The following is a 15,665-nucleotide window of genomic DNA, read 5'->3' as shown; positions in this document are numbered from 1 at the left end:
TTCTCGATAAGCCGACTTGTTAACCAAGTCCGTTAACAGTCGGTAAATTTTGCCGAAAGGACGTCCGGTTTACGGCGGTCTTTGCGAAGCATTAACCATTAAAATTTACTTCTGGGACGGATTCGTTTCAATGCCCAGATTTCGTCGGGGCGTGAAACCATGTGGACACCGAAGAGGACGTCGTCATGGGTGCATTCCGCTATCGCCAGCAGCAGACGGGATTGGTCTATGATCTTCTTCCGCCCGAGCGGATAACAGGTCAAAGATCGCACGGCTTCTTCGACCGAAAGCCTGATGTCACGGATGCGGAATTCGTGACCGTACTGCCGGTTCGCGGATCGGCCTTCTCGGCGAAGAATTTCAAAGCCAACCATTCCCATGTCGTTTCCAAGCCTCCCGCGTTTCCTCCGGCGATTGCGGCACTTGCGGTCTATCTGCGTATTGCCGAGCAGTGGCTGCAACGCGCTTCCGGTCGGGTCTTCGCCGTTCTCGTTGTCGCAATGTTCGTTCTGGTGTTCGGCCTTTCGGGCGGGTTCTCCGGCCTTTCGACCGATCAGGCCGCGATTTCCGATCCTTTGCAGTTCAGCCATGTCACGCTCACGCCGCGCGATGCCAACGGCATGCGCATTCTCGTTCTGAACGGTATCATCGAAAATCAGGGCGAATCTGCGATCTCGCTGAAGCCGGTGCGGGCTGATCTTGTTGTCGATGACAGAATCCTCTCGACGATCGTCGTTGCACCGCCGGTTGACCGGATCAAGGCTGGAGAGAGCCGCGGATTCATGGCGCGACTGCAATATCCCGGCGGAAAAATGCCGGAAGCACGGCTTTCCTTCATGCCTTAGGGTGCTTCGGGCGCTCGTTTGTGCTAACGAGCGGGGCTTAATCGGCGGATGTCCGCCGCACAGCCTATGGAGCATGCCCTTAATGCCAGTCGTTCGCGGAAAGATCATCGAGCCGCTTTTCACCGCTGAGCAGATCGCCGAGCGCAATCTGTCTATGGCGAAGGAGATTTCCAGCGGTCCCACAAAGGACCTGCTGGTCATCGCGATCCTCAAGGGTTCGTTCATTTTTGCTGCCGATCTTCTGCGCGCCCTGCACGACACCGGCCTTGCGCCCGAAGTCGAATTCATCACGCTTTCGAGCTACGGCACCGGCACCACGTCACAGGGCGTGCGTATCGTCAAGGACATCGACAGCGACGTGAAGGATCGCGATGTCCTTCTGATCGACGATATTCTGGAGTCCGGCCGCACGCTGCGCTTCGCCAAGGAACTGCTCTATGAGCGCGGCGCACGCAACGTCACGCTTGCCGTTCTGCTCGACAAGAAGGTGAAGCGGAAGGAAGAGCTGGAGGCCGATTATGTCGGCTTCGAGTGCCCGGACTATTTCGTCGTCGGCTACGGCATGGATGTCGCCTATGCCTTCCGGGAACTGCCCTTCGTCGGCGTCGTGACCGGCGATGCCTGATCGTTAGAGCGCTTCTGCTTTTCTTCGAATAGCGAAAGCGCCCTAACTATTTGATTTCCCGAAACTCCGAACGCAAAACCGCTGTACACTTTTGCTCGAATTGCTCTAGGCCCTTCGGATATGCAGACGGCTTGTTAACCATTGGCGGGGTTCCTTTGCGTCGTTTACCGATCGCAAAGGAAAGTCTGGTGATTTCGCTCTACCGCATAATTCCCCAAGTCGAAATCGACTTGAGGAAAAATTATGCGGCAACTTGAAAGTGCTCCAGCGTCCTTTGCGCGTCATATCTGACGCGCGGCGCTGTAGGACATGACGGACCGACGGAGCGATGAAAATGGCCAAAATCCTGATTACGGAAGACGAAGATTCCTTGAGAAGCTTCGTTGCTCGCGCTCTGCGTCTGGATGGACATGAGACCGAAGAAGCCGCCGATGGCGCGGAAGGGCTGGAAAAGCTGAAGCTCGGCGGTTTCGACCTGTTGCTGTCGGATATCCGCATGCCCGTCATGGACGGCATCGAACTGGCGCATCAGGCTGCCTCAGGTTGGCCCGACATGAAAATCCTTTTGATGACCGGCTATGCCGAGCAGCGGGAACGCGCCGACGACCTCATGGAAAAGATCGTCGATGTCGTCTCCAAACCCTTTGCGCTGCCTGACATCCGCAAGGCGGTCGCCCGCGCGCTGGCGGCTTGATCGCTTCCGCTATCAGATTGCTTCTACTGAATATCGAGCAGGCGTTCGAGATAGCGCCGCTCTTCCTCCTGGGTCGGATTGTTGCCCAGTCGCTGGCGAATGGCGTCGAGGATTTCGCGAGCCCGCTGCACATCGATCTCGTCGGGAATTTTCGGTCCGTCGTCGCTTAGCGGCCCGTCGTTTGTCTCGCGCATCCGTCCAAGGGGGTCGCGACCGTTCTGGTTGCCCTGGCCGAACTGGCCCTGCTGATTGCGGCCGCCTGCCTGCCCGTTCTGCTGCATTGCCTGCATCATCTGGCTCATCATGTCGCGTGCGCCCTGGCGCAAGGCTTCCAGCGCGCGGCCCTGGCCCTGTAGTGCCGGTTCGCCGTGTCCCTGACCCAATTGCCCGGCCGCGCCTTCCATCTCCCGCTGGGCCTGACCGAAACCGGGACCAGGCTTGACACCGAGCTTGCCGAGCCCTTTTTGCAACTCGCCGAGTTGCTTGCCGAGCTCCTCCTGCCTCTGGCGCAATTGCTTTAGGGCTTCGCGCAACTGATCGGCCGTCATGTTGTCGGTCGGCGATTGCCCCTGCTGGCTCTGTTGTCCCTGCTGTCCTTGTTGCCCTGGCTGTTGCTGCTGCTGGCCCTGTTGTTGCTGCTGGCCGTTCTGGCCGGGCATGGGCTGGCTGAAAGGATCGTCGCCGTCCTCGTTGGGATCGCCGCGCTGCATGCGGTCCTTCATCGCCTGGTCGAGCTTGAAGGTCTCTTCCATCAGCTTCTGCTGGTCGCGCAGGATCTGGCCGAGCTTGTCCATCTGCTGCTGGGCTTCGCTGTTTTGCTGCCCCTGCTGCTGGCCGGGCTGCGGCCTGCCGGCCTGCAGGTTGTTCATCATGCGCTGCAGTTCGGACAGCATCTGCTGGGCCGCGTCGCGATTGCCCGAGCGAGCGAGGTTCTCGATCTGATCCATCAGGCGCTGCAGGTCCTGCTGCCGCAGGACATTCGCGGACCGCTGGTTGGGCTGCATCGGCGCATTCTGCATGCGCTCGGCGAGCTCCTTCATATAGTCGTTCATCGCCTTGCGCAGCTCGTCCATGAGCTTCTTGATCTCGGCGTCAGGCGCGTTGCGTTGAAGCGCATCGGATAGTTTCTGCTGGGCGTCCCGCAGCTTTTTCTGCGCGTCGGAAAGCTGGCCGTCCTCCATTCCTGTCGCAATCTGCCAAAGGTAATCGGCAGTGTCCTTCAACGCGTCGTCGCTACGCGCAAGCTTCATGCGCGAGCGCGCCGACTGCAGCAGCAGATAGTTGGTCAGGCTCGGAATGGTTTCGTCGGCGCGAAGGGTCAGCGCCTCGTTGAAGGCGATCGCCTCCGGCATCTTGCGGGTGTCGAGCGTAAAGACCTGCCGCTCTTCGGCGACGGCTCCGGCGAGCGGTTCGGTGAAGTTGCGGGCGGGCAGCGTCATCTCGTAGGGTGGGCTGCGGCCCGTCTGGCCGGCACCATCCTTCGCGACAAGCGTTACACGGACGCGCTTGCCGGCGAGCGGATCCTTCGTCAGGTCGTGGCTCGCCAGACCTTTGACGTCTCGCCGGTTGCGGCCGGGGATATCGAGCTTGTATTCCGGAAGCGCATAAAGCGGGGTGGCCTGAGGATCGCGGTCGACAGGCACGATCTCGGCATGGGCCTCCTCGATGCCGTAATCGTCCTTCGCCTTGAAATTGATTTCCAGGGCGCCATTGACGCTGCTGCGCGGCAGGCCGTCGAAGGCGATTTCAGGCGCCTTGTCGGCGAGCACTTTGAAGGACCACTGTTGTCCGGCGACGGAGAGGATGCCGCCCTTTTCCAGCTTCAGCAGATGCGTGCGTGCAGCAAGGGGACTTGCGTCGGCGGTGGTAGCGCCATTAGGCGCTGGTGGCTGGGGCGCTGCCGGCGCCGGAGCCTTGGGGGCGTTGCCCTGGGCGGGTGCAGCCTGTGCCTGCTCGGGCGTTTGTGCTGCAATATCCGTCGGCTGGTCGCTGCCCGTTGCCTGGAAGGTTACCTTCTCATCGCCCTGGCCGCCGGTCACTCGGACGGTCAAATCGGAGAATTGCGGAATGCTGATTGCGTTTTGCGCAAGCGCGCTGTTGCCGGTCAGATAGGTAGGCGCCTGGCCGGTATAATAGGGAGGGGTGACCCAGGCGTCGATGCGCAGGTCGGGGTTCTGGGCGCCTCGGCTCGAACTGTTGAACGCATCGGTAATCGACCCGCCGCTGTTCGATGCCGAGAAGCTGAAGGCCGTCACAAGCAGAAGGGCGGGAATGGCGCGGAGCGCAAAACGGTCGTAGCGGGCGATATCAGGGCGCGGCAATCCGGCATCGAGAGCGGCGATTTTTGCCGCCATGCGCGCCTGATGCTCACGCCATAGGGCACGGGCAAAAGGCGTATCGAAGGCGGGCTCGTCTTCCTGAACGGTGACGGGCTGGTGCGCAAGGCCGTTGCGCTCTTCCAGAAACCGATCGGCCTCCGATGTTGCCGGCCAGCGAAGGCGGCGGAAGGGAATGAGCGACGCGGCGAGAGCCAGGGCAAAAACAGCCAGAAAAGCCCATCGCACGGGATCGGAGGCGATGCGGAAAAGCCCGAACCAGGAGACGGAAAGATAAAAAGCGATGACCGAAAGCGGGGCCAGCAGCATAGGAAGCAACTGCTCGCAGAAAAGCACCAGCCGGGCCAGCATACGCTTGATCGCCACCAACCGCGCAAGCGCTGGGCGATCCGCAAAGGCGCCCTTTCTTCCGTTGCTGGAGCTAGTCATCGATCAGGCTCTCTCCGTTCTCTCGTTGCTGACGGGCACACATCCCCTGAACCGTCTTCGGCCAAGCGGGAATGATGCGCCATTCAGTCCTCAATTTCATCCTGTCCAACCTGGATCAGAATAGAGTCATGACGCTATCGCCGGGCGCCCGGCACGGCGCCCGCTATCTCAAAGGATAACATTCTTTGTGGCGAAGGCGAGGGCAAGCACCCGTTGCAGGCGTTTTTTCGGGATAATTCGCTAAAATGTGAACCTGGCTCTCAGTCGAGCCAGGCCGGTATGGAATCGAGGCCGATGAGCTGCTCATAGGTGCCGCGAGGCCGGATCACATGGAATTCTGCGCCCTTGACCAGCACCTCGGGCACCAGAAGACGGGTATTATAGGTGCCGGCCTGAACGGCGCCATAAGCACCGCCGGAGCTGATCGCCAGGAGATCGCCAGCCTTCGGCATCGCCATTTCGCGATCGAGAGCCATGTAGTCGCCGGTCTCGCAGACCGGGCCGACGACATCGGCCTTGATGCGCGGCGCGCTGGCGGCCGTGACCGTGACGGGGCGGATTTCGTGATGGGCCTCATAGAGCGTCGGACGGATGAGGTCGTTCATGGCCGCATCGACGACGACGAAGCTCTTGGCGCCCCCATCCTTCACATAGACAACCTCGGTCACCAGGATGCCGGCATTGCCGACAAGCAGCCGGCCAGGCTCGGTGACGATCTTGCAATTCAGGCCACGAAGCTGGTTCGTGACGACTTGGGCATAGGCTTCCGGTGACGGCGGCGGATTGTTATCGTCGCGATAGGGTATGCCGAGGCCGCCGCCGACATCCACGTGGTGAATGTCATGGCCTTCGCCGCGCAGCGTGTCGACGAGATCGCGCAAAAGCTTGAAGGCATCCTCGAAGGGCTGAAGCTCGGTGATCTGGCTGCCGATATGCATGTCGATACCGGTCACCTTGATGCCCGGCAGTTCGGCGGCGCGCGCATAGACGGGACGGGCGCGTTCATAGGCGATGCCGAACTTGTTTTCCTTCTTGCCGGTCGAGATCTTCGCATGGGTGCGGGCATCGACATCGGGATTGATGCGGAAGGATACCGGCGCGACCTTGCCGGCGCGCAGCGCCCGCTGGTTCAGCACTTCCAGTTCCGGTTCGGATTCGACGTTGAAGCAGTAGATGCCGGCCTCGAGCGCGACGTCCATCTCGGCGGCGGTCTTGCCGACGCCGGAGAATACGATTCTAGACGCGGGGATGCCGGCTGCGAGCGCGCGGTGAAGCTCACCCACGGAGACGACGTCGACGCCGGCGCCGAGGCGGCCGAGCATCTTCAGGACCGCCTGGTTGGAATTTGCCTTCATCGCATAGCAGACCATCGCGTCAACGCCCGAAAAGGCTTCGGAAAAGACGCGGTAGTGTCGCTCCAGCGTTGCGGTCGAATAGCAGTAGAAGGGCGTGCCGACGGCCTTGGCGATTTCGGGAACGGGTACGTCCTCGGCGTAGAGAATGCCGTCGCGATATTGAAAGTGGTTCACGGAACTATGCCTGTCTCAGAGCAGCGGATCGAGGAGGAAGTGCCTGTCTTCCGTGCCCGGCTGTTTGGTCTTCTGGTTCACATCGCCGCCCTTCGTGGCATTGGCGCTCGGCGGATCGAGGTCGCCCTTGCGGCCACATCCGGCAACGGCGAGACCGACGAAGGAAACGACGAGGGTCAGGCGGAGAATCTGCGGCACGTTGATCTGCATCTATGTCCTCTTGGGCAGGCGACAGGCGGGTGGCTTCTTCATAGCGAAGTTTATTTGCCTTGTGCACCCTGATTGTTGAGCGATCGCGTCCGGCTTAAGGCCCTCTCTGCCCTGCCGGGTATCTCCCCCGCCGGGCATCTCCCCCGCAAGGGGGGAGAAGACTCGTGGCATCGCCTCGCTAAATTTAGGAACTTCGGCGGTGCGGCTGGTAAGTCCCTCCCCCTTGTGGGGAGGGATTGGGGAGGGGCCGCCAAGGCGATTGCGATAGCCATGCTGATTGGCCGATATCAAAGGCCGCGGTTTGGCTCAATTCTTGCCACGCCAATACGCGATCTGCTTGCGTACTTCCGACGGCGCCGTGCCGCCGAAGCTCTTGCGGCTGGCGACTGATGCTTCGACCGTCAGCACCTCGAAGATCTTGTCGGTGATGTCGGGATGGATCGCCTGAAGATCGGCGAGGCTGAGTTCTGCGAGATCGCAGCCCTTGCTTTCCGCAAGCGCGACCGCCCGACCTGTCACGTGATGGGCATCACGGAAGGGCAGGCCGGCTTCGCGTACAAGCCAATCGGCAAGATCGGTTGCGGTCGCGTAGCCGGAGCCGGCGGCGGCCTTCATGCGGGCGGTGTTGATGGTGATATCCTGGATCATGCCGGTCATGGCGGCAATCGCAAGCTCGAGGCTCTCGGCTGCATCGAAGACCTGTTCCTTGTCTTCCTGCATGTCCTTGGAATAGGCGAGCGGCAGGCCCTTCATGATCGTCAGGAGTGCTACCAGCGAGCCGTTGATGCGGCCGGTCTTGGCGCGCACCAGCTCGGCGGCGTCGGGGTTCTTCTTCTGCGGCATGATCGAGGAGCCGGTGGAGAAAGCATCGGAAAGGCGCACGAAGCCGAATTGCGGCGTCGACCAGATGACGATCTCTTCGGCCAGGCGCGACAGGTGCATGCCCGCGATCGCAGCAATCGACAGGAACTCGATGGCGAAGTCGCGGTCGGAGACCGTGTCGATCGAATTGCGGGTCGGTTCGCGGAAGCCGAGCGCCTTTGCCGTCATGTGGCGGTCGATCGGGAAGCCGGTGCCGGCCAGCGCCGCAGCGCCGATCGGGGACTCGTCCATGTGCTCGATGGCGTGGCGCACACGCGAACGGTCGCGGCCGAACATTTCGACATAGGCCATGCAATGATGGCCGAAGGTGACCGGCTGGGCAGTCTGCAGATGGGTGAAGCCGGGCATGACGGTATCAGCATGCTCTTCGGCGCGGTCGAGGAAGGCGGCGATGAGGCCAGTCAGCGCCTGTTCCGTCTTTTGCAGCTCTTCCTTCACCCACATGCGGAAATCGAGCGCCACCTGGTCGTTGCGCGAGCGGGCAGTGTGCAGGCGACCGGCGGCTGGGCCGATCAAGGTGGCCAGTCGCGACTCGACGTTCATATGAATGTCTTCGAGCTTGCGCGAGAATTCGAAATTGCCACTTTCGATCTCTGACAGGATCGTGTTCAGGCCGTGAACGATCTTGTCTTTATCGTCTGCCGAAATGATGCCCTGATGGGCAAGCATGGTGGCATGGGCGATGGAGCCGCGGATATCCTGTGCGAAGAGTTTCTTGTCGAAACCGATCGAGGCGTTTATCTCCTCCATGATTGCAGCGGGGCCTGAGGCGAAACGTCCGCCCCACATCTTGTTGGAGGAGTTGGTGTCCGTGGTATCTTCAGCCATGCGATGCCTACCTGGAGAATGAAATGACAGCGAAGAAGCCGTTCGGTCTGCCGTCCGTGAAACTGATCCTGATCGCAGCCGTCGCGGGCGTGCTCGCGGGTGCGGCAGCGGTATACGTGAAGGAAGAGGGGTATGGCAATGGCAACGCTCAGACAGCCGCCCTTTCAAGCGATTGCGAGGGGGCCAAGGACCATTCGGCAGCGCTGACGCCATTCACCAAGGGGCAGGTCGCCGCCATGGTTGCGGCACAGAAGCCGGTCTCGCTGCAGAACGTCTCCTTTAATGGACCGGAGGGAAAACCGCTTTCGGTCCAGGACTTTGCCGGCAAGACGGTGCTGCTCAATCTCTGGGCCACATGGTGTATCCCTTGCCGCGAGGAAATGCCGGCGCTGAACGCGCTGCAGAAGGAGATGGGCAGCGACAAGTTCGAGGTCGTCGCTGTCAACATCGATACCGGCGACGACGAGAAGCCGAAAGCCTTCCGCACTGACTACGGCATCGACGCCCTCGGCTACTATCGCGACGGCACGATGGGCGCATTCAATGCGCTGAAGAAGAACGGCCTGGCATTCGGCTTGCCGGTCACCTTGCTGGTCGGCCCCAAGGGCTGCCTGCTCTCTGCCATGAACGGCCCCGCTGCCTGGGACAGCGAGGACGCCAAGGGTCTGATCAAGGCTGCGATCGGGTCCTGAGTTCGTCCGCTTGCCTCAGCGCCAGCCGAGTGCAGGCGCGACATGGGTGAGGATCGACTCGATGACATGCGCATTGTAGTCGACGCCCAGCTGGTTGGGCACGGTCAGTAGAAGTGTGTCCGCAGCGGCAATCGCCTCATCCTTCGCCAGTTGCTCGATCAGTGCATCCGGTTCGGCGGCATAGCTGCGGCCGAAGATCGCGCGTGTGTTCGCATCGATGAAGCCGATGGAGTCAGCCTCCTTGCCGCCACCACCGAAATAGGCGCGGTCGCGCTCGTCCACCAGCGCAAAAATGCTGCGGCTGACCGAGACGCGTGGCTCGCGTGTGTGACCGGCTTCCTTCCAGGCGTCGCGATAGGCACGGATTTGTGCCGCCTGCTGCACATGGAAGGGCTCGCCCGTCTCGTCGTCCTTCAGCGTCGAACTCTGTAGGTTCATGCCGAGCTTGGCGGCCCAGACGGCCGTTGCGTTGGAGCCGGCACCCCACCAGATGCGCTCGCGCAGGCCTTCCGAATGCGGTTCGAGGCGCAGAAGGCCCGGCGGGTTCGGAAACATCGGCCGCGGATTGGGTTCGGCGAAGCCTTCGCCTTTCAGCACCTGCAGCAGGACCTCGGCGTGACGACGGCCCATGTCGGCATCGCTCTGGCCTTCCTCGGGGCCGTAGCCGAAGTAACGCCAGCCGTCGATCACCTGTTCCGGCGAGCCGCGACTGATACCGAGCTGTAGCCGGCCGCCGGCAATGAGATCGGCGGCGCCTGCATCCTCAGCCATGTAGAGTGGGTTCTCATAACGCATGTCGATCACGGCCGTGCCGATCTCGATGCGGCGGGTCCTTGCGCCAACCGCCGACAGCAGCGGAAAGGGCGCGGCCAGCTGGCGGGCGAAGTGATGCACCCGGAAATAGGCGCCATCCACCCCCAGCTCTTCGGCGGCAACCGCCAGATCGATGGATTGAAGCAGCGCGTCGCCGGCAGAGCGGGTTCCCGATTGCGGCGAAGGCGTCCAGTGTCCGAACGACAGGAAACCAATCTTCTTCATGATTTTTCTCGCTTCAGGATGTGTCGATGACGTTTCATCGCATAAATCCGGAACGGGATATAGTTGACGTTCCATAGACGGACCGTCTTCGGCCAGGCTCAAACCCGGGCCGGCTTGGCCGGCGCATCCGAGAGGCGCCCCTCGCGGGTGGAGACCGTGTCGGACTGCGGCTGCGCGAGGATTCCATAAAGTTCCGGCCGCCTTATCTTGAGCCAGCGCCGTCCCTGGCTCATCGGCAGCAGATCAAGGTCCAGATCTGCGATCACCATCTCATCGTTGGCCGCGCATGTCTCCTGCAGAATCCGCCCATAGGGGTCGATGATCATGGCATTGCCTGTCCGCACCTCGCCGGTGTCTTCTCCGACTCCGTTGCTGAACACAACGAACATCCCGTTGTCGCGGGCTCGCGAAGGCAGCCATCGCATCAGCCATTCGCGGCCCTTCGGCCCCAGAATTTCGCGCTCGATCGCTTCCGGTTCCTTGTCACGATTGCGCCAGATCTCGACATCGATCAGGCCCATCGCGTGCGGGCTCGGCGAATTGCAGCCGCCGGTCTGGTGAGGAGCGAGCAGCACGTCTGCGCCCATGAGCGCCGTCGCCCGGGCATTTTCCACGAGGTTGTTGTCGTAGCAGATCAGAATTCCGATGCGGATGCCCCAGGGCGTGTCGAAGACCGTGTATTTGTCGCCGCTGCGGATTTCGTCATGTTCGAAGGCGTGAAGCTTGCGATGCACATGGGCGTCACCGTTCGGCAATGCCACGAAATAGCTGTTGAACAACTCGCCATCCGCCGAGCGTTCGAGCAGCCCCGCTCCGATCCCGATGCCGAGGTCTACCGCAAGCTGGCGGACCTTGCGGGCGGACGGGCCATCGGGCAATTCCTCGCTCAGCTGGTCCAGTCCGGCCCGATCGAGCCCGGGAACATGCCAATATCCGCTGATGCACATTTCCGGCATTGCGACCAAGTCAACGCCCTGTTCGGCCGCTTGCCTCGCGAAAAATTCAAACCTCTCCATGTTGTAGGATTTGTCGCTCGGACGATGCTGGAATTGGACACTGGCAACACGAACCACATTCTTCACGGCTCTTCTCCTGCTCTTTGGCCTGGCGTCGTCAATTAATCAGGTGGGTACGGCGACCGGCGGTTTTCGAAACACGCTTGCACGTTTCCACACAATTGTGCATAAACGTGCAAAGGAGTCAACGATGAGCCAGGAAGCGACGCCGGAAGAGCGGCAGAAATTCATAATCGAGACGCTTGAAGCCAAAGGCCGGCTCAATACGAGCGAGCTCTCCGAGCATTTCCAGATCTCTGAGGATACGGCGCGGCGCGACCTGCGCGAGATGGCCTCGGCCGGACTCGTGCAGCGGGTTCATGGCGGCGCCCTGCCGGTCTCGCCGGCGGGACTGCCTTTCGTCAAACGCTACCGTATTGCCAACGAAGAGAAGGTGAGGCTTGCACGCTGCGCAAGTCAGCTGATCTCACCGGGTCAATTGGTCGTCATGGATGGAGGCACCACGAATCTGGAGCTGGCCCGCCAGCTGCCGCGCGATCTGGCCGCGACTATCGTGACGAATAGCCCGCGGATTGCGACCGAAACCTCCGAGCATCCGCTCCTCGAGGTCATTCTTCTCGGCGGCATTTTCGACAAGCGCAGCCAGATGACGCTCGGCGCGCATGTGCTTAGCGAACTAGCGCTCGTCCGGGCGGACCTTTGCTTTATCGGGGTTCACGGCATTCATCCGGAGGTTGGTCTGGCAACGGCGGGTCTCGACGAAGCGACGATCAAGAAAGCGATGATGAATGCGTCAGCGGAGGTCGTAGCGCTGGTAACGGAAAGCAAGTTCGGTACGGCCGCTGCTCACAAGTTCGCGGAAGTCTCCGACCTCGACTTTATCGTTGCCGAGGATACGGTGATTGCACGGCAGTTTTCCGAGCAGGTGAGCAAAAGCACGAAGTTGCTCTTTGCCTAAAAGCCGGCTGGGCTGCAATCCATGTTGCAGCCGGCCATCATCTTCCGGTTCTACCCAATGGGTGCCGCGCTTAGCGTGTCGGAACCGGGGTCTCGCCGCGATAGTCGTAGAAACCACGGCCGGATTTACGACCGAGCCAGCCGGCTTCGACATATTTCACGAGCAGCGGGCAGGGGCGGTATTTCGAGTCCGCCAGGCCATCGTGCAGCACCTGCATGATCGACAGGCAGGTGTCGAGGCCGATGAAGTCGGCCAGTTGCAGCGGGCCCATCGGGTGGTTGGCGCCGAGCCTCATGGCCGTATCAATCGCGTCGACCGTGCCCACGCCTTCGTAAAGCGTGTAGATCGCCTCGTTGATCATCGGTAGCAGGATGCGGTTGACGATGAAGGCCGGAAAATCCTCGGCGACCGTTATCGTCTTTTCCAGCGAGCTGACGAATTCCTTGGCGGCATTAAAGGTCGATTCATCCGTCGCAATGCCGCGCACCAGTTCCACGAGCTTCATCACGGGCACGGGATTCATGAAATGAATGCCCATGAAGTGTTCCGGCCGGTCGGTCGCGGCGGCAAGCCGGGTGATCGACAACGAGGAGGTGTTGGTGGCGAGGATCGCTTCCGGCTTCAGGACCGGACAGACCTGCGCGTAGATCTTGCGCTTGACGCACTCGTCTTCCGTCGCCGCCTCGATGACGAGGTCCATCGGCGCCAGATCGTTGATGTCGCCGGAACCGGAAATATGCGCCAGCGTCGCCTTACGGACTTCGTCGGTCATCTTGCCCGAGGAAACCTGGCGGGCGAGATTGCCGTTGATCGTGGCAAGACCGCTCTCGATACGATCCTGCGACAGATCGTAGATATGAACCTTATATCCGGCTGCGGCCGAAACGTGGGCGATCCCGCAACCCATCTGACCCGCGCCGATAATCCCGATATTCTTCAGCACCGTACTCATCGCCAACTCCCCCGCGGTACGCTTTGCTGTAGGACCGCTTTATTCGCAAATTTGCCGGGCCATTGCTGGCCCGGCAAGATTGATAGACCGATAAATGACAATTTTCCAGTCATTCGCAACTGCGAAGAGCGGGTAAGGCGCTTATAGTGCCTTTTCGAGTTCCGGCAGGGCTTCGAAGAGGTCGGCGACGAGGCCGTAATCGGCGATCTGGAAGATCGGGGCCTCTTCGTCCTTGTTGATGGCGACGATGACCTTGCTATCCTTCATGCCAGCCAGATGCTGGATCGCACCTGATATACCGCAGGCGATATAAAGCTGCGGCGCGACGACCTTGCCTGTCTGCCCGACCTGCCAGTCGTTCGGTGCATAGCCGGCATCGACGGCGGCACGGCTTGCGCCGACGGCGGCACCGAGCTTGTCGGCAACCGGCAGGATGACTTCCCTGAACTTTTCTGCCGAGCCGAGCGCGCGGCCGCCTGATATGATGATCCTGGCCGAGGTCAGCTCCGGACGGTCGGAGGTCGACAGCGCATCCTTGACGAAGGTCGACAGAGCAGGGTTGGAAACGGCCGGGATGGTCTCGACCGATGCCGAGCCGCCCTCTGCCGCAGAGGCAAAGGACGCGGTACGCACGGTGATGACCTTCTTGGCGTCGCTGGACTGAACCGTCTGGATGGCATTGCCGGCATAGATCGGGCGCTTGAAGGTGTCTGATGAAACCACCTCGATGATTTCCGAGACCTGGGCGACGTCGAGCAGCGCTGCGACACGCGGCATGACGTTCTTGCCGACGGAGGTGGCAGCCGAGATGATGGTGTCGTAGTTGCCGGCCAGCGAGACGATCAGGTCGGCCAGCGGCTCGGCCAGATTGTTGGCAAGCTCGTCGCTTTCGGCCAGCAGAACCTTGGAGACGCCGGCAAGCTTGGCTGCGGCATCGGCAGCGCCCTTGGCGCCCTTGCCGGCCACGAGGACGTGGACGTCGCCGCCAATCTTGGCGGCTGCGGTCAGCGCCTTGGCGGTCTGGTCGGAAAGGCTTGCATTGTCGTGGTCAGCCAGAAGAAGAATGGTCATGATAATTGCTCCTGTTCCAGCCTGATCACAGCACGCCGGCTTCGTTCTTCAGCTTGTCGACGAGTTCGGCGACCGACTTCACCTTGACGCCCGCCTTGCGGCCGCCCGGCTCCTCGGTCTTCAGAACCTTCAGCCGCGGCGTGGTGTCGACGCTGAAATCGGCAGGGGTCTTCTTGTCGAGTGGCTTCTTCTTCGCCTTCATGATGTTCGGCAGCGAGGCATAGCGCGGCTCGTTCAGGCGCAGGTCCGACGTGACCACGGCAGGGAGCTTGATCTCGATCGTCTGCAGGCCGCCATCGACTTCGCGGGTCACCTGTGCCTTGCCGTCACCGATCTCGATCTTCGAGGCGAAGGTCGCCTGGGCCGAGCGCATCAGGGCTGCCAACATCTGGCCGGTCTGGTTGCTATCGTCGTCGATCGCTTGCTTGCCGACGATTACAAGGCCGGGTTGCTCGGCATCGACTACGCCCTTGAGGATCTTGGCGACGGCGAGCGGCTCGACGGCATCGTCGGTTTCAACAAGGATCGCCCGATCGGCGCCCATGGCGAGCGCGGTGCGCAGCGTCTCTTCGGCCTTGGCCGGGCCGATCGACACGACGACCACTTCTTCCGCCTTGCCTGATTCCTTGATGCGAAGCGCTTCTTCCACCGAGATTTCGTCGAACGGGTTCATCGACATCTTGACGTTGGCAAGCTCCACGCCCGAACCATCCGGCTTGACGCGGATCTTTACGTTGTAATCAACAACCCGCTTCACGGGGACGAGAATCTTCATGGAATCCTTCCTTCAACATGATCGCCCGAGAAAATGCGCCGAGCGACGCCTTTCCATTTGTCGAATGGCGACATGGATACGCGTTTTTTCTCCAAACACAACGCTCCCATGTCGCAAAAAGCGAAAATGCTTTAGGTAGTGATATAATCTTTACGTAAGCGTCAATGTTGTGCTCACCGGGATGGCTGGAGGGCTATCAGCGGTTCTTGCCGGGCACCCAGAGAACATCCGCTGCGCCGCCGTCATTGGCATGACGCGCGGCAACGAAGAGGAAATCGGACAGTCTGTTGACATATTTCAGCACCGCCGCACTGACGCGTTCTCCATCGGTCCGCGACAGCGCCACCATCAGCCGCTCGGCGCGTCGCGCAACGGTGCGGGCGAGATGGAGATGTGCGGCGGCAGGGGAGCCGCCGGGCAAGATGAAGGAGGTCAGCGGCTTCAATTCGGCGTTCAACGTGTCGATATCGCGTTCGAGACGTTCCACCTGGCTTTCGACGATGCGCAGCGGCTCATAGGCGGGCGGTTCATCGGTCTCGGGCGTCGAGAGATCGGCGCCGAGATCGAAGAGGTCGTTCTGGATCGCGGCAAGCATGGCGTCGAGATCAGGCATGACCGACGTATGGAGCCTAGCCACGCCGATCACGGAATTGGTCTCGTCGATCGTGCCATAGCTTTCGACGCGCAGATCATGCTTCAGGCGGCGGGGACCCGCGACAAGGCCCGTGGTGCCGTCATCTCCGGTCTTGGTGTAGATCTTGTTGAGCTTGACCATTCGTTCCGTC

The 15,665-nt window shown here is 61.1% G+C and carries 15 protein-coding genes; 5 read left to right on the top strand and 10 right to left on the bottom strand.

Annotated elements, in window-relative coordinates:
- Positions 1 to 161: 161 nt before the first annotated feature.
- The 3 genes from DTW90_RS12155 (at position 162) to DTW90_RS12145 (ending at position 2,164) form a co-directional block, all read left to right on the top strand.
- Complete coding sequence (locus DTW90_RS12155; RefSeq protein WP_246664938.1) at positions 162 to 845, top strand: hypothetical protein; 684 nt, start codon at positions 162 to 164, stop codon at positions 843 to 845.
- A gap of 82 nt (positions 846 to 927) precedes the next feature.
- Positions 928 to 1,470, top strand: a complete 543-nt coding sequence (gene hpt / locus DTW90_RS12150; protein ID WP_149338609.1) for a hypoxanthine phosphoribosyltransferase — start codon at positions 928 to 930, stop codon at positions 1,468 to 1,470.
- A 334-nt stretch (positions 1,471 to 1,804) separates the two neighbouring features.
- Positions 1,805 to 2,164 (top strand): response regulator, encoded by a 360-nt coding sequence (locus DTW90_RS12145; RefSeq protein WP_132521789.1) that lies wholly within the window; start codon positions 1,805 to 1,807, stop codon positions 2,162 to 2,164.
- A gap of 23 nt (positions 2,165 to 2,187) precedes the next feature.
- On the opposite strand, the gene DTW90_RS12140 is transcribed toward DTW90_RS12145, so the two are convergent.
- From DTW90_RS12140 to argH, 4 genes are all read right to left on the bottom strand, one after another.
- Complete coding sequence (locus DTW90_RS12140; protein WP_149338607.1) at positions 2,188 to 4,929, bottom strand: TIGR02302 family protein; 2,742 nt, start codon at positions 4,927 to 4,929, stop codon at positions 2,188 to 2,190.
- 260 nt (positions 4,930 to 5,189) lie between these two features.
- Positions 5,190 to 6,458 carry a diaminopimelate decarboxylase gene (gene lysA, locus DTW90_RS12135; RefSeq protein WP_149338605.1) on the bottom strand — a complete coding sequence of 423 codons (1,269 nt, stop codon included), beginning with the start codon at positions 6,456 to 6,458 and terminating at the stop codon, positions 5,190 to 5,192.
- Positions 6,459 to 6,473: 15 nt separating this feature from the next.
- A complete protein-coding gene (locus tag DTW90_RS12130) occupies positions 6,474 to 6,668 on the bottom strand; it encodes a lipoprotein (RefSeq protein WP_149338604.1) in 195 nt (64 codons plus the stop codon).
- Positions 6,669 to 6,974: 306 nt separating this feature from the next.
- Positions 6,975 to 8,378, bottom strand: coding sequence for an argininosuccinate lyase (gene argH / locus DTW90_RS12125; protein WP_149338602.1), 1,404 nt, complete (start codon positions 8,376 to 8,378; stop codon positions 6,975 to 6,977).
- 23 nt (positions 8,379 to 8,401) lie between these two features.
- On the opposite strand from argH, the gene DTW90_RS12120 reads away from it, so the two are divergent.
- Positions 8,402 to 9,070, top strand: a complete 669-nt coding sequence (locus DTW90_RS12120; RefSeq protein WP_149338600.1) for a TlpA disulfide reductase family protein — start codon at positions 8,402 to 8,404, stop codon at positions 9,068 to 9,070.
- Positions 9,071 to 9,085: 15 nt separating this feature from the next.
- Here the strand turns inward: DTW90_RS12120 and DTW90_RS12115 are convergent, their stop codons facing one another.
- A complete protein-coding gene (locus tag DTW90_RS12115; RefSeq protein WP_149338598.1) occupies positions 9,086 to 10,108 on the bottom strand; it encodes an LLM class flavin-dependent oxidoreductase in 1,023 nt (340 codons plus the stop codon).
- Between the two features lie 98 nt (positions 10,109 to 10,206).
- The gene (locus DTW90_RS12110; protein ID WP_149338596.1) at positions 10,207 to 11,190 is read right to left on the bottom strand and encodes a nitrilase family protein; all 984 of its coding nucleotides are present in this window, start codon (positions 11,188 to 11,190) and stop codon (positions 10,207 to 10,209) included.
- A gap of 124 nt (positions 11,191 to 11,314) precedes the next feature.
- On the opposite strand from DTW90_RS12110, the gene DTW90_RS12105 reads away from it, so the two are divergent.
- Complete coding sequence (locus DTW90_RS12105; protein WP_149338594.1) at positions 11,315 to 12,082, top strand: DeoR/GlpR family DNA-binding transcription regulator; 768 nt, start codon at positions 11,315 to 11,317, stop codon at positions 12,080 to 12,082.
- 70 nt (positions 12,083 to 12,152) lie between these two features.
- Here DTW90_RS12105 and DTW90_RS12100 read toward each other — a convergent pair whose 3' ends face one another.
- From DTW90_RS12100 to DTW90_RS12085, 4 genes are all read right to left on the bottom strand, one after another.
- Entirely contained in the window at positions 12,153 to 13,034 is an 882-nt protein-coding gene (locus DTW90_RS12100) for a 3-hydroxybutyryl-CoA dehydrogenase (RefSeq protein WP_149338592.1), read from the bottom strand.
- A 141-nt stretch (positions 13,035 to 13,175) separates the two neighbouring features.
- Complete coding sequence (locus DTW90_RS12095) at positions 13,176 to 14,105, bottom strand: electron transfer flavoprotein subunit alpha/FixB family protein (protein WP_149338590.1); 930 nt, start codon at positions 14,103 to 14,105, stop codon at positions 13,176 to 13,178.
- 25 nt (positions 14,106 to 14,130) lie between these two features.
- Positions 14,131 to 14,880, bottom strand: coding sequence for an electron transfer flavoprotein subunit beta/FixA family protein (locus tag DTW90_RS12090; protein ID WP_149338589.1), 750 nt, complete (start codon positions 14,878 to 14,880; stop codon positions 14,131 to 14,133).
- Positions 14,881 to 15,076: 196 nt separating this feature from the next.
- Positions 15,077 to 15,655, bottom strand: a complete 579-nt coding sequence (locus tag DTW90_RS12085) for a cob(I)yrinic acid a,c-diamide adenosyltransferase (protein WP_149338587.1) — start codon at positions 15,653 to 15,655, stop codon at positions 15,077 to 15,079.
- Positions 15,656 to 15,665: the final 10 nt, after the last annotated feature.

The organism is Neorhizobium sp. P12A (genome assembly GCF_008365395.1).
In the GTDB taxonomy this organism is placed as follows: domain Bacteria; phylum Pseudomonadota; class Alphaproteobacteria; order Rhizobiales; family Rhizobiaceae; genus Rhizobium.
The sequence above is the reverse complement of the archived record's forward strand: the minus strand, read 5'-3'. Positions and strand labels throughout refer to the sequence as shown.

What these genes read in the sequence shown, in the direction of transcription:
- DTW90_RS12100 (WP_149338592.1), bottom strand. Translation starts at nt 13,034, where the DNA reads ATGAGTACGGTGCTGAAGAATATCGGGATTATCGGCGCGGGTCAGATG.
- DTW90_RS12095 (WP_149338590.1), bottom strand. Translation starts at nt 14,105, where the DNA reads ATGACCATTCTTCTTCTGGCTGACCACGACAATGCAAGCCTTTCCGAC.
- DTW90_RS12145 (WP_132521789.1), top strand. Translation starts at nt 1,805, where the DNA reads ATGGCCAAAATCCTGATTACGGAAGACGAAGATTCCTTGAGAAGCTTC.
- DTW90_RS12115 (WP_149338598.1), bottom strand. Translation starts at nt 10,108, where the DNA reads ATGAAGAAGATTGGTTTCCTGTCGTTCGGACACTGGACGCCTTCGCCG.
- argH (WP_149338602.1), bottom strand. Translation starts at nt 8,378, where the DNA reads ATGGCTGAAGATACCACGGACACCAACTCCTCCAACAAGATGTGGGGC.
- DTW90_RS12130 (WP_149338604.1), bottom strand. Translation starts at nt 6,668, where the DNA reads ATGCAGATCAACGTGCCGCAGATTCTCCGCCTGACCCTCGTCGTTTCC.
- DTW90_RS12085 (WP_149338587.1), bottom strand. Translation starts at nt 15,655, where the DNA reads ATGGTCAAGCTCAACAAGATCTACACCAAGACCGGAGATGACGGCACC.
- DTW90_RS12105 (WP_149338594.1), top strand. Translation starts at nt 11,315, where the DNA reads ATGAGCCAGGAAGCGACGCCGGAAGAGCGGCAGAAATTCATAATCGAG.
- hpt (WP_149338609.1), top strand. Translation starts at nt 928, where the DNA reads ATGCCAGTCGTTCGCGGAAAGATCATCGAGCCGCTTTTCACCGCTGAG.
- DTW90_RS12120 (WP_149338600.1), top strand. Translation starts at nt 8,402, where the DNA reads ATGACAGCGAAGAAGCCGTTCGGTCTGCCGTCCGTGAAACTGATCCTG.
- DTW90_RS12090 (WP_149338589.1), bottom strand. Translation starts at nt 14,880, where the DNA reads ATGAAGATTCTCGTCCCCGTGAAGCGGGTTGTTGATTACAACGTAAAG.
- DTW90_RS12140 (WP_149338607.1), bottom strand. Translation starts at nt 4,929, where the DNA reads ATGACTAGCTCCAGCAACGGAAGAAAGGGCGCCTTTGCGGATCGCCCA.